Source organism: Nocardioides sp. (assembly GCF_035576065.1).
In the GTDB taxonomy this organism is placed as follows: domain Bacteria; phylum Actinomycetota; class Actinomycetes; order Propionibacteriales; family Nocardioidaceae; genus Nocardioides.
On sequence record NZ_DATLWX010000045.1, the window covers coordinates 151395 to 171639 of the forward strand.

18 protein-coding genes are annotated in these 20245 nt (G+C 67.4%); 9 read left to right on the top strand and 9 right to left on the bottom strand.

The features are described from left to right. Window position 1: 1 nt before the first annotated feature. From gyrA to dnaA, 7 genes are all read right to left on the bottom strand, one after another. On the bottom strand, window positions 2–2797 hold the full coding sequence (gyrA, locus tag VNJ48_RS21085; RefSeq protein WP_325605763.1) for a DNA gyrase subunit A: 2796 nt from the start codon (window positions 2795–2797) through the stop codon (window positions 2–4). 54 nt (window positions 2798–2851) lie between these two features. After that, window positions 2852–4921 (bottom strand): DNA topoisomerase (ATP-hydrolyzing) subunit B, encoded by a 2070-nt coding sequence (gyrB, locus tag VNJ48_RS21090; protein WP_325605764.1) that lies wholly within the window; start codon window positions 4919–4921, stop codon window positions 2852–2854. A 247-nt stretch (window positions 4922–5168) separates the two neighbouring features. Further along, complete coding sequence (locus VNJ48_RS21095) at window positions 5169–5756, bottom strand: DUF721 domain-containing protein (protein ID WP_325605765.1); 588 nt, start codon at window positions 5754–5756, stop codon at window positions 5169–5171. Beyond that, the gene (recF, locus tag VNJ48_RS21100) at window positions 5749–6882 is read right to left on the bottom strand and encodes a DNA replication/repair protein RecF (protein ID WP_325605766.1); all 1134 of its coding nucleotides are present in this window, start codon (window positions 6880–6882) and stop codon (window positions 5749–5751) included. Before recF ends, VNJ48_RS21095 begins: the two co-directional genes overlap by 8 nt. A gap of 5 nt (window positions 6883–6887) precedes the next feature. Then, window positions 6888–7874: a phosphogluconate dehydrogenase (NAD(+)-dependent, decarboxylating) gene (gnd, locus tag VNJ48_RS21105; RefSeq protein WP_325605767.1), complete on the bottom strand. Its 987-nt coding sequence runs from the start codon at window positions 7872–7874 to the stop codon at window positions 6888–6890. A gap of 120 nt (window positions 7875–7994) precedes the next feature. Next, window positions 7995–9128 (bottom strand): DNA polymerase III subunit beta, encoded by a 1134-nt coding sequence (dnaN, locus tag VNJ48_RS21110; RefSeq protein ID WP_325605768.1) that lies wholly within the window; start codon window positions 9126–9128, stop codon window positions 7995–7997. A gap of 377 nt (window positions 9129–9505) precedes the next feature. Beyond that, window positions 9506–11017, bottom strand: a complete 1512-nt coding sequence (gene dnaA, locus VNJ48_RS21115; RefSeq protein ID WP_414689971.1) for a chromosomal replication initiator protein DnaA — start codon at window positions 11015–11017, stop codon at window positions 9506–9508. Between the two features lie 491 nt (window positions 11018–11508). Here dnaA and rpmH point away from each other — a divergent pair, with 491 nt between their 5' ends. The 9 genes from rpmH (at window position 11509) to VNJ48_RS21160 (ending at window position 18095) form a co-directional block, all read left to right on the top strand. Further along, window positions 11509–11646, top strand: a complete 138-nt coding sequence (gene rpmH / locus VNJ48_RS21120; protein WP_325605769.1) for a 50S ribosomal protein L34 — start codon at window positions 11509–11511, stop codon at window positions 11644–11646. Window positions 11647–11672: 26 nt separating this feature from the next. Then, window positions 11673–12041 (top strand): ribonuclease P protein component, encoded by a 369-nt coding sequence (gene rnpA / locus VNJ48_RS21125; RefSeq protein WP_325605770.1) that lies wholly within the window; start codon window positions 11673–11675, stop codon window positions 12039–12041. Further along, window positions 12038–12289, top strand: a complete 252-nt coding sequence (gene yidD, locus VNJ48_RS21130; RefSeq protein WP_325605771.1) for a membrane protein insertion efficiency factor YidD — start codon at window positions 12038–12040, stop codon at window positions 12287–12289. The genes rnpA and yidD overlap by 4 nt, the downstream gene beginning before the upstream one ends. A 36-nt stretch (window positions 12290–12325) precedes the next feature. Continuing rightward, entirely contained in the window at window positions 12326–13267 is a 942-nt protein-coding gene (gene yidC / locus VNJ48_RS21135; protein WP_414689974.1) for a membrane protein insertase YidC, read from the top strand. A 63-nt stretch (window positions 13268–13330) separates the two neighbouring features. Beyond that, the gene (locus VNJ48_RS21140; RefSeq protein ID WP_414689972.1) at window positions 13331–13903 is read left to right on the top strand and encodes a protein jag; all 573 of its coding nucleotides are present in this window, start codon (window positions 13331–13333) and stop codon (window positions 13901–13903) included. Window positions 13904–13936: 33 nt separating this feature from the next. Next, on the top strand, window positions 13937–14644 hold the full coding sequence (gene rsmG, locus VNJ48_RS21145) for a 16S rRNA (guanine(527)-N(7))-methyltransferase RsmG (RefSeq protein ID WP_325605773.1): 708 nt from the start codon (window positions 13937–13939) through the stop codon (window positions 14642–14644). A gap of 226 nt (window positions 14645–14870) precedes the next feature. Next, window positions 14871–15815 carry a ParA family protein gene (locus VNJ48_RS21150; RefSeq protein WP_325605774.1) on the top strand — a complete coding sequence of 315 codons (945 nt, stop codon included), beginning with the start codon at window positions 14871–14873 and terminating at the stop codon, window positions 15813–15815. Continuing rightward, window positions 15812–16828, top strand: a complete 1017-nt coding sequence (locus VNJ48_RS21155) for a ParB/RepB/Spo0J family partition protein (RefSeq protein ID WP_325605775.1) — start codon at window positions 15812–15814, stop codon at window positions 16826–16828. The genes VNJ48_RS21150 and VNJ48_RS21155 overlap by 4 nt, the downstream gene beginning before the upstream one ends. Window positions 16829–17468: 640 nt before the next feature. Then, a complete protein-coding gene (locus VNJ48_RS21160) occupies window positions 17469–18095 on the top strand; it encodes a maleylpyruvate isomerase family mycothiol-dependent enzyme (RefSeq protein ID WP_325605776.1) in 627 nt (208 codons plus the stop codon). Between the two features lie 93 nt (window positions 18096–18188). Here the strand turns inward: VNJ48_RS21160 and VNJ48_RS21165 are convergent, their stop codons facing one another. Together VNJ48_RS21165 and VNJ48_RS21170 are read right to left on the bottom strand one after the other, a co-directional pair. Further along, on the bottom strand, window positions 18189–18950 hold the full coding sequence (locus tag VNJ48_RS21165; RefSeq protein ID WP_325605777.1) for a lysophospholipid acyltransferase family protein: 762 nt from the start codon (window positions 18948–18950) through the stop codon (window positions 18189–18191). Between the two features lie 57 nt (window positions 18951–19007). Next, a complete protein-coding gene (locus VNJ48_RS21170) occupies window positions 19008–20222 on the bottom strand; it encodes a pyridoxal phosphate-dependent aminotransferase (RefSeq protein WP_325605778.1) in 1215 nt (404 codons plus the stop codon). Window positions 20223–20245 lie beyond the last annotated feature (23 nt).

The window sequence follows — 20245 nt, forward strand, 5'->3', positions numbered from 1 at the left end:
GTCACTCCTCGGCGTCTTCGACTGGAGCCTGAAGTGTTGCACCGTCAGCCGCATCAGGCGACTCGGCGCCCTCGTCGGTCCCCTCGGCTGTCGCTGTGTCGGTGAGCTCATCGATCAGCTCGTCGTCGACCGGGCTCGGCTCGACGGACGTGGGCTCGCCGTTCGCCGACGTGTCCACGCCTTCGGCTTCGGCCTCCTGGTCGGCGACCTCTTCCTCCTCGCGGGACTCGACCGAACGGGCCACCACGGCCACGGCGTCGCCGGACTTGAAGCTGACGAACTTCACGCCCTGGGTCGAGCGGCCGGTGGCGCGGAAGTGCTCGTTGATCGGGCTGCGGACAACCTGACCCCCCTGGGTGATCGAGAGGATCTCGTCGCCCTCCTCCACGATGAACGCGCCGACCAGGCCGCCGCGGTCCTCGTTGGTGAGAGTCATTGCCTTGATCCCGAGCCCGCCGCGGCCGGTCGTGCGGTAGTCGGTGATGCGCGAGCGCTTGGCGAAGCCGCCGTCGGTCATGGTGAAGACGTACTGCTCCTTCACCTCCGCTGCCGCTGCTGCCTCGGCTTCGTCGCTCGTGTCAGCCGCGTCCGCTGCCTCCTCGGCCGCGACCTGGGCGGCGCGGATGACCGACATCGAGAGCACGGAGTCGCCGTCGCGGAACTTCATGCCAGTGACACCTGAGGTGGCGCGCCCCATGGGTCGCAGCTGGCTGTCGTCGGCCTTGAAGCGGATCGCCTGGCCGCGACGCGAGACCAGCAGGATGTCGTCGTCGCTGTTGACCAGCTCGGCGCCGATCAGGGCGTCGTCGTCCTCGCGGAAGTTGATCGCGATGACGCCGGCCTGACGCGGACTGTTGTAGTCGCCGAGGCGAGTCTTCTTGACGAGACCGTTGCGGGTCGCGAGCACGAGGTAGGGCGCCTGCTCGTAGTCGCGGATCGCCAGCACCTGGGCGATGTCCTCGTCGGGCTGGAAGGACAGCAGGCCGGCGACGTGGCCGCCCTTGGCGTCCCGGGCCGCCTCCGGCAGGTTGTAGGCCTTGGTGCGGTAGACCCGCCCGGCGGTGGTGAAGAACAGCAGCCAGTGGTGGTTGGTGGTCGAGATGAAGTGCTGCACCACGTCGTCGCCACGCAGGGTCGCGCCGCGCACGCCCTTGCCGCCGCGCTTCTGGGTGCGGTACTGGGCGCGCTGGGTCCGCTTGGCGTAGCCGCCGCGGGTGATCGAGACGACGAGCTCCTCGTCGGGGATCAGGTCCTCCATCGACAGGTCGCCGTCGGCCGCGATGATCTGCGTACGCCGATCAGTACCGTACTTCGCGACGACCTCGGTCAGCTCGTCGATCACGATCTGCCGCTGGCGCTGCTCGTTGGTCAGGATCTCCTCGAGGTCAGCGATGATCACCTCGAGCTCGGCGAGGTGGTCGAGGATCTTCTGCCTCTCCAGGGCCGCGAGGCGGCGCAGCTGCATCGCCAGGATCGCGTCGGCCTGCTCGACATCGATCTCGAGCAGCGACATCAGGCCCTGTCGGGCCTCGTCGACGTCGGGCGAGCGGCGGATCAGCGCGATGACGTCGTCGAGGGCGTCGAGCGCCTTGACGAGGCCGCGGTAGATGTGCGCGGCCTCCTCGGCCTTGCGCAGGCGGTAGCGGGTCCGCCGCTGGATGACCTCGATCTGGTGAGCGACCCAGTTGCTGATGAACTGGTCGATCGTCAGCGTGCGCGGGACGTAGTCGACCAGCGCGAGCATGTTGGCCGAGAAGTTGGTCTGCAGCTCGGTGTGCTTGAAGAGGTTGTTGAGCACGACGCGGGCGACCGCGTCGCGGCGCAGCACGATGACCAGGCGCTGGCCGGTGCGCGAGCTGGTGTCGTCGCGGACGTCCGAGATGCCCTGGATGCGACCGGAGTCGGCCAGCTCGGCGATCTTCAGCGCGAGGTTGTCGGGGTTGACCATGTAGGGCAGCTCGGAGATGACCAGGCAGGTGCGGCCCTTGGCGTCCTCGTCGATCTCGACCACGGCGCGCTGCGAGATCGAGCCGCGACCGGTGCGGTAGGCCTGCTCGATGCCCTCGCGGCCCACGATGAGCGAGCCCATCGGGAAGTCGGGGCCCTTGATCCGCTCGATCAGGGCGTCCTGGAGCTCCTCGCGCGTCGCGTCCGGGTGCTCGAGGGCCCAGATGGCACCCTCGGAGACCTCGCGCAGGTTGTGCGGCGGGATGTTGGTCGCCATACCGACCGCGATGCCGGCCGAGCCGTTGACCAAGAGGTTCGGGAAGCGGCTGGGGAGGATGGTCGGCTCCTGCGAGCGACCGTCGTAGTTGGGCTGGAAGTTGACGGTCTCCTCGTCGATGTCGCGGACCATCTCCATGGCCAGCGGCGCCATCCGGCACTCGGTGTATCGCATCGCGGCGGCCGAGTCGTTGCCCGGCGAGCCGAAGTTGCCCTGGCCGTTGATGAGCGGAGCGCGCAGCACCCACGGCTGGGCGAGGCGGACCATGGTGTCGTAGATCGCCGTGTCGCCGTGGGGGTGGTACTGACCCATGACGTCACCCACGACGCGCGAGCACTTGCTGAAGCCGCGGTCGGGGCGGTAGCCACCGTCGTACATCGCGTAGAGGATCCGACGGTGCACCGGCTTGAGCCCGTCGCGGACGTCGGGCAGAGCACGGCCGACGATGACGGCCATCGCGTAGTCGATGTAGCTGCGCTGCATCGAGACCTGGAGGTCGATGGGCTCGATCCGGCCGCCCGGGCCGTAGTCGATGCCGTCGCCGTGCCCGCTGCCGCTTGTGGTCTCAGTCATATGTCCGTGTCTCTCTCGTCGTCTCTACCCGAATCTAGGGAATGTCTTAGAAACCTAGATATCGAGGAAGCGAACGTCCTTTGCGTTGCGCTGGATGAAGGACCGACGCTGCTCGACGTCCTCGCCCATCAGGATCGAGAAGATCTCGTCGGCCTGGGCCGCGTCCTCGAGGGTGACCTGCAGCAGGATCCGGCCGGCCGGGTCCATGGTCGTGTCCCACAGCTCGTCGGCGTTCATCTCGCCGAGACCCTTGTAGCGCTGCACCGGGTTTTCCTTGGGTAGCTTCTTGCCCTGCTCGAGACCGTCTCTCATCAACGCGTCGCGCTCGGAGTCGGAGTAGACGAACTCGTGCTCGGCCGGCTTGTTCCAGCGCAGGCGGTAGAGCGGGGGCTGCGCCATGTAGACGTAGCCGTGCTCGATCAGCGGCTTCATGAAGCGGAACAGCAGCGTCAGCAGCAGGGTGTTGATGTGGTGGCCGTCGACGTCGGCGTCGGCCATCAGCACGATCTTGTGGTAGCGCAGCTTCTCGATGCTGAACTCTTCGTGGATGCCGGTGCCGAGGGCGGAGATGATGGCCTGCACCTCGGCGTTGCCGAGGACCTTGTCGATGCGGGCCTTCTCGACGTTGAGGATCTTGCCGCGGATCGGCAGGATCGCCTGGACGCGCGGGTCGCGGCCCTGGCGGGCCGAACCGCCGGCGGAGTCGCCCTCGACGACGAAGACCTCGCACTCCTCGGGGTTCGTCGACTGGCAGTCGCTGAGCTTGCCGGGGAGGCCGCCGCCGCCGAGGAGGCCCTTGCGGCCGCGCGCCAGGTCACGCGCCTTGCGCGCCGCGATGCGCGCCATGGCTGCCGACTGCGACTTGCGGACGATGTCCTTGCCCTCGGCGGGGTTCTGCTCGAACCAGGCGCCGAGCTGGTCGTTGACGATGCGCTGGGTGAAGCCCTTGACCTCGGTGTTGCCGAGCTTGGTCTTGGTCTGCCCCTCGAACTGGGGGTTCTCCAGCTTGACCGAGATGATCGCCGTCAGGCCCTCGCGGATGTCGTCACCGGAGACGCGATCTTCCTTCTTCTTGATCTGGCCCCACTCCTCGCCCCAGTGGTTGACGAGGCTGGTGAGCGCGGAGCGGAAGCCCTCTTCGTGGGTGCCGCCCTCGTGGGTGTTGATCGCGTTGGCGAAGGTGTGCACCGACTCGGTGAAGGAGGTGTTCCACTGCATCGCGACCTCGAGGCTCATGTGCGCCCCGTCCTGTCCGGGGCTCTCGGCCTCGAACGAGATGATGGTCGGGTTGGCCTTGTCCTTGCGCCGGTTGAGGTGCTCGACGTAGTCCACCAGACCGCGCTCGTACTTGAAGACCCGCTCCAGGCCGGTGTCGGTCTTCTTGATCTTGTCTGACGACGCCTGGTCGATCGACGGGTCGACGGTGCCGTCCTCGACTGCGTCGGCGACCTCGTCGGCGTGCTCGCGCTCGTCGCGGATGACGATCTCCAGGCCCTTGTTGAGGAAGGCCATCTCGCGGATCCGGCTGGTGATCGTCTCGAGGTTGTAGGTGGTGGTCTCGAAGATGTCGTCGGAGGCCCACCAGGTCACCGTGGTGCCGGTCTGCTCGTCGGACTCCATGGGGCGGACCTGCTGGAGGTCGGCGTCAGGGACGCCGAGGGAGAACGTCTGGCGCCACAGGTGGCCACGGTTGCGCACCTCCACCACGAGCGTGGTCGACAGCGCGTTGACGACCGAGACACCGACACCGTGCAGCCCACCGGAGACCTTGTAGCCGCCGCCGCCGAACTTGCCGCCGGCGTGGAGCATGGTCAGCGCCATCGTCACGGCCGGCATGTCGGCGCCCGGCGCGGTGTCGGTCGGGATGCCGCGGCCGTTGTCCTCGACCTTGACGCTGCCGTCGGCCTGGAGGGTGACGACGATGCGGTCGCAGTAGCCGGCCATCGACTCGTCGACCGCGTTGTCGATGATCTCCCAGATCAGGTGGTGCAGGCCGCGCTCACCGGTGGAGCCGATGTACATGCCCGGCCGCTTGCGAACCGCTTCGAGTCCTTCGAGGACCTGGATGGCGGAGGCGTCGTAGTCGACACCGTTGGGCCGCTCGGGGACAAGTGCGTCGCTCACGCAAACCTCTTCTGCTTCTCACCCTCGCGGGTGCGGTGACATAGGCGAAGGTCGCGACTGATCAGTCAGCGACCTCACGCTCAGTCTAGCCGCCAGGGGCCCAGACGCCACCTTGCCCCGCTGATTCGGGGGGATCTGTGGACAAAATGAGCCCCTGAGGGCACCGGAGAGGCCTCATCGAGCGACGTTCAGGGGGTCTGTGGACTCCCCATACGTCCGCGTGGCCCGCAGATCGGCAGAACGGCCCTCAACCGTAGGTGTCGCGAGGACCCCGGCCGTCGCGGCTGGTGAAGCGGCCCTTCTTCCAGTTCGGCAGGTGCGGGCCCAGGATCTCGATGGCCGTCACCGTCCCGTCGCCGAGCTCCTCGTTGAGCCGCTTGACGATCGTCGGCGCCAGGAGCTTCAGCTGCGTCGCCCACGCTGTGGAGTCGGTGCGTACGACGAGGCGTGTGTCGCCGAAGGATTGCGGGGTGCAGTGCGTGGCGACCTCGTCACCGACGAGCTCCGCCCACCGGCCGAAGACGGCCTGGACCCTCAGGTCGAGCTCCCACCCGTGCTGGTTGATCAGCCGGGACATCGCGGTGTCCAAGAGCTGCGGGTCGCGGTCATCGGGGTGGGCTCCGGAGGACCTCGGCACCGCGCGCCGCTTGAACAGGTCGTTGCCCGGCTTGCGTCGCAGCGCCTTGCCGGGGCCGGACCCTGCTGCCCTGCGGGCGGAGCGGGCGAAGTCGAGACCGTCGTCGTGGTGCTGCTCCCCCTCGTCCTCCGGGGGTACGGCGCCGGGCTCGTCGCCTGCGCCCGTCCGGTCGTCCGCGATGGGCTCGTCCTCACTCATCGCGGCTCACCTCCCCGTCGGCCACCAGGAACCGGACTCCACGCAATGCTTCGGGGACGTCGGCGGCGACTGCCGCGGTGACCAGGACCTGCTCGGCCCCGGCGACGAGGTCGGCAAGCTGAGCGCGGCGCTCGGTGTCGAGCTCGGCGAAGACGTCGTCGAGCACGAGGATCGGGTCGTCGCCGTCGGAGCGCAGCAGGTCGTAGGACGCGAGCCGCAGCGCCAGTGCGAACGACCACGACTCCCCGTGCGAGGCGTAGCCCTTGACCGGCAGCCGCAGCTCGCCATTGCCCAGGGTCAGCACCAGCTCGTCGCGGTGCGGTCCCACCAGCGACACGCCCCGGTCGAGTTCGTCCTTGCGGCGACGGCCGAGCTCGGCGAGGAGTGCCTCGCCGAGGTCGTCGACCCCGTCGGTCTCGAATGACGACTTGTAGCCGATCTCGGCGTCGTCGCGACTCGCGCCCCGGGCCACGGCCTCGTAGGACTTGCCGACGTAGGGCCGCAGGTCGTCAACGAGCTGTAGGCGCGCAGCCAGCAACTGGGATCCGACGTCGGCCAGCTGCAGGTCCCAGACGGCGAGCGTCGACAGCGCCGTCTCCCGGGACTCCCCGCGGGCGAAACCGGCGGTCTTCAGCAGGCTGTTGCGCTGACGCAGGATCCGGTCGTAGTCGGAGCGGACCCCGACCAGTCGCGGTGTCCGCAGGACCAGCAGGTCGTCGAGGAACTTGCGGCGGTCCGACGGGTCACCCTTGACCAGGGTGAGGTCGTCGGGGGCGAAGACGACGGTGCGCATCACCCCGATCAGGTCTCGAGGTCGTGGAAGCGGCGACTTGTTGATGCGTGCACGGTTGGCGCGGCCCGGGTTGAGCTCGACCTCGAGGATCGCCGTACGCCCGTCGCGGACCACCGCGGCGCGCACGATCGCCTGGTCGGAACCAGCCCGGACGAGCGGCGCGTCCGAGGCCACCCGGTGCGACGACAACCGCGAGAGGTAGTCGATCGCCTCGATCAGGTTGGTCTTGCCCTGCCCGTTGCGCCCGATGAAGGCAATCGCGCCCGGTTCCAGGACGACGTCGAGGTCGGTGTAGGAACGGAAGTTGTGCAGGCTCAGGTGCGCAACGTGCAAGAGGTCTAGCTCTCTGCCGGTTCGTTCCCGCTGCCGGCGCCGGCCTGCTCGGCGGCGCCGGACTGGGCCGGACCGCCCGGCTCCGCCGGCTGGCCGGCGGCGTCGCCGCCCTTGGGGGCAGTGGTCTTCACGGCATGGCCGCCGAACTGGTTGCGCATCGCGGCGACAGCCTTCATGGTCGGCGAGTCGTCCTGGCGGGAGACGAAGCGGGCGTAGAGAGCTGCGGTGATAGCGGGGGTGGCGACAGCGTTCTCGATGCCGGCCTCCACGGTCCATCGGCCCTCGCCCGAGTCCTCGGCGTAGCCGGCGACCTGGGACAGGCCCGGGTCGTCGTCCAGGGCCGCGACCATCAGGTCGAGCAGCCACGAGCGGATGACCGTGCCCTCGCGCCAGGAGCGGAAGACCTCGGTGACGTTCTCGGTCACCTCTGCCTTCTCGAGCAGCTCCCAGCCCTCGGCGTAGGCCTGCATGATCGCGTACTCGATGCCGTTGTGGACCATCTTGGAGAAGTGCCCGGCGCCGACCTTTCCGGCGTGTACGGCGCCGAAGTCACCCTCGGGCTTGAGCGAGTCGAAGGCTGGCTGCACCTTCTCGATGTCGGCCGCCTCGCCGCCGTACATCAGGGCATAACCGTTCTCCAGGCCCCACACGCCGCCCGAGACTCCGCAGTCGACGAAGCCGATGCCCTTGTCCTTGAGGGCCTCAGCGTTGGCCAGGTCGTCGGTCCAGCGCGAGTTGCCGCCGTCGACGATGACGTCGCCCTCGGAGAGGAGCTTGCCCAGCTCGGCGACGGTCTGCCGGGTGGGGTCGCCCGCGGGCACCATCACCCAGACGACCTTCGGCGATGGCAGGGCCTCGACCAGCTTCGCGAGCGACTCGACGTCGCTGACCTCGGGGTTGCGGTCGTAGCCGACCACGGTGTGACCATCGCGGCGCATGCGCTCGCGCATGTTCCCGCCCATTTTGCCGAGGCCGACGAGTCCGATGTCCATGTGGTGACCCTAACGCGAGGCTCTTGGCCCGCAACACGGGTGAGGCGTTGGGAGTTCGCGCGCTCACTCCCTGCCTTGCTCGCCGAGCCTGCCCGGACGCTGGCGCCCGAGTAGTTCGGCTCAGCTCAGCAGGCGGCGCGGCATCAACAGGTAGCGGAAGGTGTCTGCGCTGCCCGCGTCGGTGCTCGAGATGACGACCGGCTTGCTGGCCTGGGTGAACGACAGGTCGATGTATTCGCCGTCGAGGGCGGTGAGCCCGTCGAGCAGGAACTGCGGGTTGAAGCCGGTGGTGAGATCTTCGCCGGTGATCTCGGCCTCGATGACCTCGGTCGCCTGAGCCTCGTCGCCGGTCCCGGCGTCGAGCACGAGCTGGTTGTCACCGAACTTCAGCTGCACTGCGGTGTTGCGCTCGGCCACCAGGGCGACCCGCTTGACTGTCTCGACGAGGTCGTCCTTCTTGACCTTGGCGACCGTGAGGTGCTCGCTGGGGAACAGCGATCGCACCTTGGGGAACTCGCCGTCGAGCAACCTGGTCGTCGTACGCCGCACGCCACCGAGCCCCGAGCCTTCGAAGCCGATCAGGCCCTCTCCGCCGGAGCCGGCGCTCAACGCGATGGTGACCTCGGCACCGGAGGTCAGCGACTTGGCCGTCTCTCCGAGCACCTTGGCCGGCACGAGCGCGGCGACCGAAGCGTCGGGGGTCTGCGGGTTCCAGGTGAGCTCGCGGTGGGAGAGCCGGAAGCGGTCGGTCGCGAGCAACGACATGGTCGAACCCTCGATCTCGATCCGGACACCGGTGAGGACCGGCAGCATGTCGTCGCGACCGGCCGCCGTGACGGCCTGGGCGACGGCGTGCGCGAAGTCGTTGCTGGAGACGGTCCCGGTCGCGGCCGGCATCTGCGGGAGCTTGGGGTAGTCGTCGACCGGCATGGTCTGCAGGCTGAAGCGCGCCGAGCCGCAGGTCAGCGAGACCCGGGGCCCGTCCAGCTGGATCTCGATCGGCTTGGCCGGGAGGCTGCGACAGATGTCGGCCAGCAGCCGGCCGCTGACCAGCGCGCTGCCCTCGTCGCTCACGTCTGCGGTGAGGTCCGCCCGGGCCGAGGTCTCGTAGTCGAAGGTGGACAGCACCAGGCCCGAGTCGCTCGCCTCGATGAGCAGGCCCGCGAGGACCGGCGAGCTGGGACGGACCGGCAGGCTACGAGCAGCCCAGGCAACGGCGTCGGCGAAGACGTCGCGTTCGACGCGGAACTTCACGGCGGACTCCTCATTGACGATCAGGGGCAGATCTGTGGCGCACACACCAGGCGCTGGTGCCCGCGGATTGCGAATCCTGCCATGCGAACTACTCGGAGCGGCAGGTCTGTCCCCAGAGCGGGGCTCGTTCCATGGTTTCTGACATTCGATCCGGCTAGAGGTTCGTAGTAGTCATAGCGTCGGTGGAAATTGTGGACAACTGCTCTTTGCGCAGGTGACGCGCCGTAATCGGACTGCACAGGGGGTGTGCACGAGCCTGTGCAGGGCAGGGGTCCGATGTGCAGCCACCGTGGGTGCGTGGCGTGACGTCGCGGTCCGTGCACACCCCGTGTGTACGACACGCTGGTCGGAACCACACGTCGTCCACAGATTTCAGCTCAGCCTTGACGCGCGTGCATCTTCACCCGGTTGGTGAGCTCGGAGACCTGGTTGAACACGGCGCGACGCTCGGCCAGCAGCTGGCGGATCTTGCGGTCGGCGTACATCACCGTCGTGTGGTCCCGGTTGCCGAACTGCGCGCCGATCTTCGGCAGCGACAGCGCGGTGAGCTCGCGGCACAGGTACATGCCGATCTGGCGAGCCATCACGAGGTGGCGACCGCGACTCGGGCCGGTGAGGTCCTCGATCGAGACGCCGAAGTACGCGGCCGTCTGCGCGATGATCAGGCCGGGAGTGATCTCGGGCTCTGCGCCTTCGGGGATCAGGTCGCGCAGCACGATCTCGGCCAGGCTCATGTCGACGTCCTGGCGGTTGAGGTTGGCGAACGCCGTGACGCGGATCAGCGCCCCCTCGAGCTCACGGATGTTGGTCTGGATCTTGGAGGCGATGAACTCCAGGACGTCCGGTGGCGCGGTCAGCCGGTCCATGGCCGCCTTCTTGCGCAGGATGGCGATCCGCGTCTCGAGCTCGGGCGGCTGGACGTCGGTGATCAGCCCCCACTCGAAGCGGTTGCGCAACCTCTCCTCCAGCGCCTCGAGCTTCTTCGGCGCCTGGTCGGAGGTCAGCACGATCTGCTTGTTGGCGTTGTGGAGGGTGTTGAAGGTGTGGAAGAACTCCTCCTGCGTCTGCGTCTTGCCCTGAAGGAACTGGATGTCGTCGATCAGCAGCACGTCGACGTCGCGGTAGCGCCGCTTGAACCTGTCCTGTCGGTCGTCGCGCACCGCGTTGATGAACTCGTTGGTGAACTCTTCGCTGGAGACGTAGCGGACCTTGGCATTGGTGTAGAGGCTGCGCACGTAGTGACCGATCGCGTGCAGCAGGTGCGTCTTGCCGAGCCCGGACTCGCCGTAGACCAGGAGCGGGTTGTACGCCTTGCCCGGCGCCTCGGAGACGGCGACGGCGGCGGCGTGCGGGAAGCGGTTGGACGAGCCGATGACGAAGGTCTCGAAGGTGTACTTCGGGTTGAGCCGCGTTTCGAGCGCTGAGTGGGTACGCCGATCGCTGCTCGGATCCGGGTCGGCTGGCCGGTCGTGGGCAGGCGCCGGCCCCCCGCTCACCGGGATCAGGCCGGAGGGGGCCCGCTGCTCGTCCTGCAGCGTATTTGTCGACATGTCGTTAGGTTGACTTGTCTCTTCATCCACATATGTTTGTGGCGACGTGTCCTCGAGCGCCGGGTTGACGCTGACCGCCATCCGGATCTCGCGACCGAAGGCCTCGCTCAGCGCGTCCTCGAGCTGGGCGCGCAGTCGGCCCTCGAGCTGGCCCCGGGTGAAGTCGTTGGGGACGGCGATGATGGCGGTGCTCTCGTGCAGCGTCACCGGCTCGCTGGCACGCAGCCACGCCCGCTGGTGGGCTTGCAGGTCGTGGACGATCGCTCGCCATACGTCCCCGAGGTCGTTCTCCTGGTCGTCCACCGGCCTACCTTTCCTGCGTCTGGTTGTGCCGTGCACTGTCCACAGAGTTGTCCACAGTCTGTTAACCCCGGCCCTTCGGCCGTGACCCAGGTCACTGTCGTCGCCGCCCAGAGGTGGGTCGAACAGTAAGCGCGCAGGTCAGGGCGCACACCATTGCCAGCGGACCAGCGGTCGAGCACAACCAGGACGGACGGTCGAGGTACCCAATCTGTGGGCCTCGGCGAGCGCAACCTAACAAGGCCGGAAACGCCGCGGCAAGCCTTCATCCACAGGCCGACCGACCCGACCGACGGCTGCACGAGTTTGACCATGATTCACGCTCACGCGTACCGTTGGCCGGTCACTCCGTGTCGACGGGTGCCGCATGTCCACGACTCCGCAAACACCTGAGGTTTGCGCGCGTGGGTGGGCGGTGCCGGCCGAAGAGCCAGTTCGCCACTTCAGTGCTCCATGCACTGTGTGAGGCGAGTGCACCAAGTCCCGCTGTGGAGTGGACAACGCCAAGAGAAACGTATCGGAGAAAACTCGTGAGCAAGCGCACCTACCAGCCGAACAACCGCCGCCGTCACAAGGTGCACGGTTTCCGTTTGCGCATGCGCACCCGCGCCGGCCGCGCCATCCTGTCGGCGCGCCGCCGCAAGGGCCGCGACAGCCTGGCCGTCTGACGACTGCGCCGGCGGTTACCACGATCGTGCTGCCCGCTGCGCACCGACTCGTCAGCAGTGACGCCTTCCGCGCCTCTGTCCGATCCGGTCGTCGCTGCGGCTCACGCACCCTCGTGGTCCACCTCGCTGTCCACTCGCCGGGCGACCCGGCACTGGTGGGCTTCGTGGTGAGCAAGGCCGTCGGCAACGCCGTGGTCCGCAACCGCGTGAAGCGCCGACTTCGACACCTGACCCGGGAGCACCTGCCCGTCCTGGCGGGGTTGCCGGGTTCTGCCGTGCTCGTGGTGCGAGCACTGCCGCCGGCTGCGGCCGCCTCGGGCGCGGAACTCGCTGCCGACCTACGGCGTTGTCTGGGCAAGGTGACCTCGAAGGCCGCCGCCGAGGTGACACCGTGAAATTCCTGCTGATCGTGTTCCTCAGGGCTTACCGCGCGTTGATCAGTCCGCTCTACGGCCAGGTCTGTCGCTATCACCCGTCCTGCTCGGCCTACGCACTCGAGGCCGTGACGGAGTACGGCGCCGTCCGCGGCTCGTGGCTCTCGGCCCGCCGTCTCGGTCGCTGCCACCCGTGGTCAGCCGGCGGATACGACCCCGTTCCATCCCGCACCTTGAGTGCGGGCCCGACCCCGACCCAGGGAGCTTGAGTGCTCGACTTCTTCAGCCGCATCGGTGGCTTCATCATGGAACCGCTGTACTTCGTCATCTCTGCGGTCTTGGTTGGCTTCCACAAGGTCTTCGGCAACCTGTTCGGCGAGGCCTCGGGCGTCGCGTGGGTGCTGTCGATCATCGGCCTGACGCTGGTCATCCGGATGGCTCTCATTCCGCTGTTCGTCAAGCAGATCAAGTCCAGCCGCAACATGCAGCTGATCCAGCCCAAGGTCAAGGAGCTGCAGAAGAAGTACGGCCACGACCGGGAGCGTCTCGCCCAGGAGACGATGAAGCTCTACAAGGACACGGGCACGAACCCGTTCGCGTCGTGCCTGCCGATCATCTTGCAGATGCCGATCTTCTTCGCCCTCTTCCGTCTCATCGACCAGGCAGCGAAGGAGCCGGAGACACCACGCGGCTTGATGACCGAGAAGCTCAACACGCAGTTCGGTGACGCGATCTTCCTCGGGGCGAAGATCTCCGACACCTTCCTCAACACCGACGACTGGGGCGTCCGCGTGCTCGCCGCGGTCCTGGTCCTGGCGATGACGGCCACCACCTTCTTGACCCAGCGCCAGCTGATGAGCAAGAACATGCCGGCTGACGCCCTCACCGGGCCCTACGCCCAGCAGCAGAAGATGCTGCTCTACGTCCTGCCCGTCGTCTTCGCCGTCGGTGGTATCGCCTTCCCCGTCGGTGTCCTCTTCTACTGGACCACCTCCAACCTGTGGACCATGGGCCAGCAGTTCTACGTGATCCGCAACAACCCGGCGCCCAACACCGAGGCCTACAAGGCCAAGGCGGAGCGGGACAAGGCCAAGGCCGCGCGCAAGGGCATCAGCACCGAGCCGACCGGGTCCACCGCGGTCGTCGCGACCGAGGTCGTCGAAGCACCGGTGGCCCCGCGACCCCAACCCAAGCGGCAGACCAAGGCACAGCGTCAGGCGAAACGAAAGCCGCCGAGCAAGAAGTAGCGGTCCCCCACATTTTCCCCGCGGCACAGCCGCGAATCCGCAGCAGATGGCAGGAGATGGCACGTGAGTGAGTCCACCGACACGACGACCGAGCAGCAGACCGAGGACCAGGGCGTGACCCCCGACGAGGGCTCTGTCGAGCACGCGACGGGGGGCGAGCCGGCCGGTCGCCCGAGCAAGGTCGAGCGCCTGGAGAACGAAGGCGACATCGCCGCCGACTATCTCGAGGAGCTCCTCGACATCGCCGACCTTGACGGTGACCTGGACATGGACGTCGAGGGTGATCGGGCGGCGGTCTCGATCGTCGGCGCCGACCTGTCCATGCTGGTGGGCGGCAAGGGAGAAGTCCTGGACGCGCTCCAGGAGCTCACTCGCCTGGCCGTCTTCCGCGAGACCGGTGAGCGGTCGCGACTGATGCTCGACATCTCCGGCTACCGTGCCGAGCAGCGCACCCGTCTGGTGAAGCTGGCAGCCGAAAAGATCGCTCTGGTGCAGGAGTCCGGGGAGAACGTCTCCCTGGAGCCGATGTCGTCCTTCGAGCGCAAGGTGGTGCACGATGCCGTCGCCGCCGCTGGTCTCACGTCCGAGTCCGAGGGTGCCGAACCGCGTCGGTACGTCGTCATCCTGCCGGGCTGATCCAACATCGATGTTTCACGTGAAACCAGGACCGTGACGGGTCCGACTGAACCGGCACCCCCCACGCCCGAGGCGGCGCGGGGGGTGTTCGGTTCTGCCCGCCTTCCCCTCGCGGAGCAGTACGCCGCCCTGCTCGCTCACGAGGGTGTCGTCCGCGGCCTCATCGGGCCGCGTGAGGCTCCGCGGCTGTGGGATCGCCACCTGCTCAATTGTGCCGTCCTGGCCGAAGTCATCCCCGCCAACGCGTCTGTGTGCGACATCGGCTCGGGAGCGGGACTCCCTGGCTTGGTGCTTGCGATCGCGCGCCCCGATCTGCGTGTCACTTTGGTGGAGCCCTTGCTTCGTCGGACCGCGTTCCTCGACGAGGCCGTGGAACAGCTCGGGTTGGACAACGTGACCGTGACCAGAGGGCGAGCCGAGGACGTGTCGGAGCGTCATTGCTTCGATGTCGTGACGTCGCGCGCTGTGGCTCCGTTGGAGCGGCTGCTCCGCTGGTCGATGCCCCTGGTATCGCCTCACGGTGCGCTGGTGGCGATGAAGGGATCGTCGGTCGCGGCGGAAGTCGTCGAGTCCGGCACTACCCTGCGCAAGCTGGGGTGCGCCGAACCGGAGATCCTGGTGCTGGGAGAGGACTCGTTGATCCACAGCACCCATGCTCTCCGGGTGGCTTGGGCGGACCCGTCGCGGGTAGGTTTGCGCCCGCCGCGTCCGCCGCGTCCTTCTCAACGCCGCCGCCGCTGATTTTCCGCCTCTCGATCGAAAGGTCCTGGTTGTGACCGAGGAATCCATGCGTTCCGACGGAACTGCCGGTTCGATGCGCCCCCACGAGTTTTCCACCGACGCTGCAGGCGCAATTGAGCCTGCCTCTCCACAGAAGACTGAGGTTCATCCACAGGTTGAGGGTCGGTATGTTTCACGTGAAACATCTCCCACCACCGATGTTTCACGTGAAACATCTCCCTTCACGGTGCGTACCGCAGCCCAGATCGCGGAGTTCGGCGCGGACGGCTTCGACGACGAGACCACTCCGATGGCTCGTGCCGCCGAGCACTCCGTCTTGGCGCGCGCTGGTGCGCTCCACCGGGGACAGAAAGCACCCCGGCCGGACAGCACTCGGGTGCTGGTGGTGGCGAACCAGAAGGGTGGTGTCGGCAAGACGACCTCGACCGTCAATGTCGCTGCGGCCCTCGCCCAGCTGGGCCTGCGCGTCCTGGTGATCGATCTCGACCCCCAAGGAAACGCGTCCACCGCCTTGGGCGTCGCTCATCACCGAGGGGTTCCGTCGACCTACGACATGCTGGTGGACGGGGAAGCCCTCGCCGACGTCATGACGACGAGCGACGAAGTCCCGGGTTTGTGGGTGGTCCCGGCGACGATCGACCTGGCTGGCGCCGAGATCGAGCTCGTGAGCGTGGTCGCCCGCGAGAGTCGTCTGCAGCGCGCTCTGGCGGCGAACGACCGGATCGGCCCCGCCGCCGAGGCTGGTGACGACCGCTTCGACTACGTCCTCATCGACTGCCCGCCTTCGCTGGGGCTGTTGACCCTGAACGCCCTCGTCGCCGGACGAGAGATGTTCATCCCCATCCAGGCGGAGTACTACGCGCTGGAGGGGTTGGGCCAACTGCTCGAGACCGTCGCCATGGTCCGCAAGCACCTCAATCCCGACCTCGTCGTCAGCACCATCTTGTTGACGATGTACGACGCCCGGACCCGGCTGGCTGCGGCCGTCGCAGCCGAGGTGCGCGAGCACTTCGGTCCCGAGGTGCTCAAGACCGCCGTGCCCCGCTCGGTGCGGGTCTCCGAGGCGCCGTCCTACGGGCAGACGGTCATGACCTACGATCCAGCGTCTGCCGGAGCGCTCAGCTATCTCGAGGCAGCCAGGGAGATCGCTACCAAGGGAGCACCGCGATGAACAACGCCAAGCCACCGCGTCGTGGTCTGGGACGGGGACTCGGCTCCCTCATCCCCACGGCTCCGCCGGAGGGTCTCGCCGCCGAAGCGCCCGGGTCGGTCCGGGACGGGCGCCCCGATCAGCTGACGGCTGGCGTGACGTCTTCGTCATCGACTACGGACGTCGGCGCCGCCGGCAGCGAGGCCTCGCCAGCACCTGTCTCGGGCGCCTACTTCGCCGAGCTCCCGATCGCGCAGGTGCGCCCGAACGCCCGTCAGCCCCGGCAGGTGTTCGAGGAGGAGGCGCTGGCCGAGCTCGTCCACTCCATCACCGAGGTGGGCCTGCTCCAGCCCGTGGTCGTCCGCAGGACCGGCCAGGACGAGTTCGAGCTGATCATGGGGGAGCGTCGGTGGCGCGCCTCCCAGCAGGCCGGCCTCAGCACCATCCCGGCCATCGTCCGCGAGACCGACGACAACGACATGCTGCGCGACGCACTGCTGGAGAACCTGCACCGCTCCCAGCTCAACCCGCTCGAGGAGGCTGCCGCGTACGGTCAGCTCCTGGAGGACTTCGGGTGTACGCACGACGAACTGTCCCAGCGCATCGGCCGCTCGCGACCTCAGATCAGCAACACGCTCCGGCTGCTGAAGCTCTCGCCGGCCGTCCAGCGGCGGGTCGCGGCGGGCGTGCTGTCCGCCGGGCACGCACGCGCACTCCTCACGATCGATGACGCGGATCTCCAGGACCGCTTGGCCGCACGCGTCACGGCTGAAGGCATCAGCGTCCGAGGTCTCGAGGAGATCGTGTCCCTGGGCCCGGGCCAGACCTCGTCCACCCGGGCACAGCGCAACCGGCCGACTGCCCCCGGCCTGGCGGACCTGGCCGAACGTCTCTCGGATCGTTTCGAGACCCGCGTGAAGGTCGACCTGGGAAAGGCGAAGGGCAAGATCACCGTCGAGTTCGCCTCGCTCGACGACCTTCGCCGCATCGTGGAGATGATGGACCCGCGCAACCGCTCCGACCGGCCCATCTGAGTCGATCGAGAGGACGCGAAAGGCGGTCATTGGCGTGAGTCGCAGACTCCAACTTCTTCTCGCGACGACCCTCATGGCGTTCGCTGCGCTCGCGACCCACCACCTCGAAAGCCAACGCACTGGCGGCACGGCGCCTCTGTCATCGCACACGCTTGGCTGGGCGAAACTGCCGCCGACTACCCTCTCGCTGCCGGTCGGACAACCGATGAGCGGAACTGCGCCAACCGGCGAGCTCGAGCTCGTCAACATCTGGGCGACGACTTGTGGTCCCTGCCGCAAGGAGATGCCGCAGTTGGACCCTTTGGCAGCCGGGGATCTCGTGGAGGTCGTGGGTATCGCTCAAGACATCGACGCGAACCGAAGATTGAGTTCCTGCAACGCCACGACGTCGCATTTCCCTCGTGGTGCGATGGCGAAGGCGACTTCACCAGCGTCATCCAGGAACTGATCCCTCTACGCGGTCTGCCCACCACTCTGCTGCTCGATGATGGCGAACTCGTAGCTGTGCACACGGTGCTATTAAGGACCCATCACAGGTGGACGACTTTGTTCGGAGCATGGACAGCGACTGAACGCCGTCACACACCCATGGCCAGAGTGGGTAAGGACCGCGCCGGCCAGGACACCCTAGTGTGGCGGCATGGACGTACAGAGCGAGATCACTGCGAATCGGCTGCGACTGGCGGACTTCTTCGACAGCCTGGATGAGAGCCAGCTCGACTCTCGCAGTCTGTGCGATGCCTGGACCGTCCGAGAAGTGCTGGGACACCTGGTGATGCCGTTGACGGGCAGCCTCGGAGGTTTTCTGGTGCAGGTCGTCCGGTCGCGTGGCTCGATCGACAGAGCCAGCGCAGAGTTCGCTCGCGATCTGTCTCGACGGCCGCTCGAGGACCTCACCGTTCTCCTGCGCGACAAGGCCGACGAGGTCATCAAGGCTCCTGGCGTCGGGCCCATGGGCCAGATGGCGGACGGATGCATCCACCTGCGTGACTGCGCTCGGCCACTCGGTCTGCCCGACGACGTCAGCCTCGAGGACTGGCGGATGTTGCTGGACTGGTTCCCCGGTGGCGTGCGTGGTTTGGTGCCGAAGGATCGGTTGGAGGGTCTGCACCTGCTGGCGACCGATCAGGAATGGTCGTGGGGCACTGGCCAGCAGATCGCCGGACCGAGTGAGGCATTGGCCATGGCTGTTGCCGGACGATCCGTTGCACTGGACGACCTCAGCGGCGTCGGCGTCGATGTCCTCAGGAGTCGACAGCGCCCCTAGCCGCTCGCGCCCCTGCAGCGCAGTGAGCGCCGTCGACGCCTGCCGTCACTTTGTCGACAAAAATATATAGCGATAAAATGACAGGTAGACAGATCAACCCCGTTTGGCAGCCCGCCGCTGCGCTCGGGCGCGCTTCTCCGCCATGTCGAGCGCTGCCGCTTCGGCCGGCGTGGGCGCCGTACCGCCCAGACGCGCCGGCACCCACCAGCTCCCGGGGGGTTGCTCGTCGATCGGGTAGGCGGCGATCGCCTCGTCGAGCATCTCCGACATCCGTGCGTGCAGCTCGGCCGTCTCTGCCACCGGATTGTTGCCGGTCGGGTGGAGGGGCGCGCCCACGGCGATCGAGATCGTCTTGCCTCGCGAGAAGTCGCGGTCGTGGTCCTTGGTCATCATCCGCTGGGTACCCCACATGATCACCGGGACCACCGGCACCCCGGCCGCGGCGGCGATCCGTACGGTGCCGGTCTTGAAGTCCTTGAGCTCCATCGACCGGGAGATGGTCGCCTCGGGGAAGATCCCCACGGCCTCGCCAGCCTTCAGGTGGTCCAGGGCCGCCGACAGGGACTGCTCACCTGAGGCGCGGTCGACCTCGATGTGGTGCAGGGAGCGCATCAGCGGCCCCGCGAGCGGGTGGTCGAAGAGCTCCCTCTTCGCCATGAATCGGACCAGGCGACCCGACGGGTTGGCCGCCAGCCCGCCGTACACGAAGTCGACATAGCTGATGTGGTTGTACGCCAGTAGGACCCCACCGGACTCGGGCACGTGCTCGGTGCCGGTCAGCTGGAACCGCTGGCCGAGGAGCCGGAAGCCTGCCTTCGCAGCGACGACGATCGGCGGGTAGGTGAGATCACGCATGTCGGGGAGCCTAGGCGCCCCCGGGCCCCGCTGCGCGAGCGGTGTCGGCCAAGGGAGCTACCGCCGCGTCGCCAGGAAGTCGCCGATGCGGCCGATCGCCTCTTCGAGCACGGACGCCTCCGGCAGCGTCACGAGGCGGAAGTGGTCGGGCTCGAACCAGTTGAAGCCGGTGCCATGGGTGACCAGGATCTTCTTGGCCCGCAGCAGGTCGATGACGAACTGCTGGTCGTCGTCGATGGGATAGACGTCCGGATCGAGGCGCGGAAAGCAGTAGAGCGCCCCCTGGGGCGTCACGTTGGAGACGCCCGGAATCTCGTTGAGCAGCCGATCGGCCAGCATCGACTGCTCATAGAAGCGCCCGCCCGGCCCGATGAGCTCCTCGACCGACTGATAGCCGCCCAGGGCGGTCTGGATCGCGTGCTGGGCCGGCACGTTGGCACACATGCGCATGTTGGCGACCAGCGTCAGTCCCTCGAGGAAGTCCTGGGCGATCTCCTTCGGGCCCGAGATCATCAGCCAGCCGGCGCGATATCCACAGACGCGGTAGGCCTTGGAGAGTCCGCTGAAGGTCAGGCACAGCACGTCGCTGCCCGCGAAGGTGGCCGCGTGGTGGTGCTGGGCGTCCTCGAACAGGATCTTCTCGTAGATCTCGTCTGCGAAGACCACCAGCTGGTGTCGGCGCGCGATGTCGATCAGGGCCTTGACGACATCCGCGCTGTAGACCGCACCGGTGGGATTGTTCGGGTTGATGATGACCAGGCCGTGGGTGTTCTCGGTGATCTTGGCCTCGATGTCGGCGAGGTCGGGGGACCAGCCGTTCTGCTCGTCGCAGCGGTAGTGCACCGCCGTACCCCCCGACAGCGTGATCGCGCCGGTCCAGAGTGGGTAGTCGGGAGCGGGCACCAGGATCTCGTTGCCGTCGTCGACGAAGGCCTGCAGCACCATCGAGATGAGCTCGGAGACGCCGTTGCCGATGAAGATGTCCTCGACGCTGACCTCGCGCAACCCGTGCGACTGGTAGTAGTTCATCACCGCGGTCCGGGCCGAGTAGATGCCCTGGGAGTCGCTGTAGCCCTGCGAGTCGGGCAGGTGGTGGATGATGTCGGCGAGGATCGCCTCGGGCGCCTCGAAGCCGAACGGCGCCGTGTTGCCGATGTTGAGCTTCAGGATGCGGTGGCCCTCGGCCTCGAGACGCTGTGCCTCGACCAGGATCGGACCACGCACGTCGTAGCGGACTCCCTGGAGCTTCTTGCTCTGGCGGATCTGGCGCATGGTGCATCCTCTCAGGCCCTGGA

Bases quoted from the DNA above. Each gene is read 5' to 3' on its own strand.
- gyrA (WP_325605763.1), bottom strand. From the start codon at position 2,797: ATGACTGAGACCACAAGCGGCAGCGGGCACGGCGACGGCATCGACTAC.
- VNJ48_RS21095 (WP_325605765.1), bottom strand. From the start codon at position 5,756: ATGAGTGAGGACGAGCCCATCGCGGACGACCGGACGGGCGCAGGCGAC.
- VNJ48_RS21155 (WP_325605775.1), top strand. From the start codon at position 15,812: ATGAACAACGCCAAGCCACCGCGTCGTGGTCTGGGACGGGGACTCGGC.
- VNJ48_RS21160 (WP_325605776.1), top strand. From the start codon at position 17,469: ATGGACGTACAGAGCGAGATCACTGCGAATCGGCTGCGACTGGCGGAC.
- yidC (WP_414689974.1), top strand. From the start codon at position 12,326: ATGGAACCGCTGTACTTCGTCATCTCTGCGGTCTTGGTTGGCTTCCAC.
- VNJ48_RS21165 (WP_325605777.1), bottom strand. From the start codon at position 18,950: ATGCGTGATCTCACCTACCCGCCGATCGTCGTCGCTGCGAAGGCAGGC.
- gnd (WP_325605767.1), bottom strand. From the start codon at position 7,874: ATGGACATCGGACTCGTCGGCCTCGGCAAAATGGGCGGGAACATGCGC.
- VNJ48_RS21170 (WP_325605778.1), bottom strand. From the start codon at position 20,222: ATGCGCCAGATCCGCCAGAGCAAGAAGCTCCAGGGAGTCCGCTACGAC.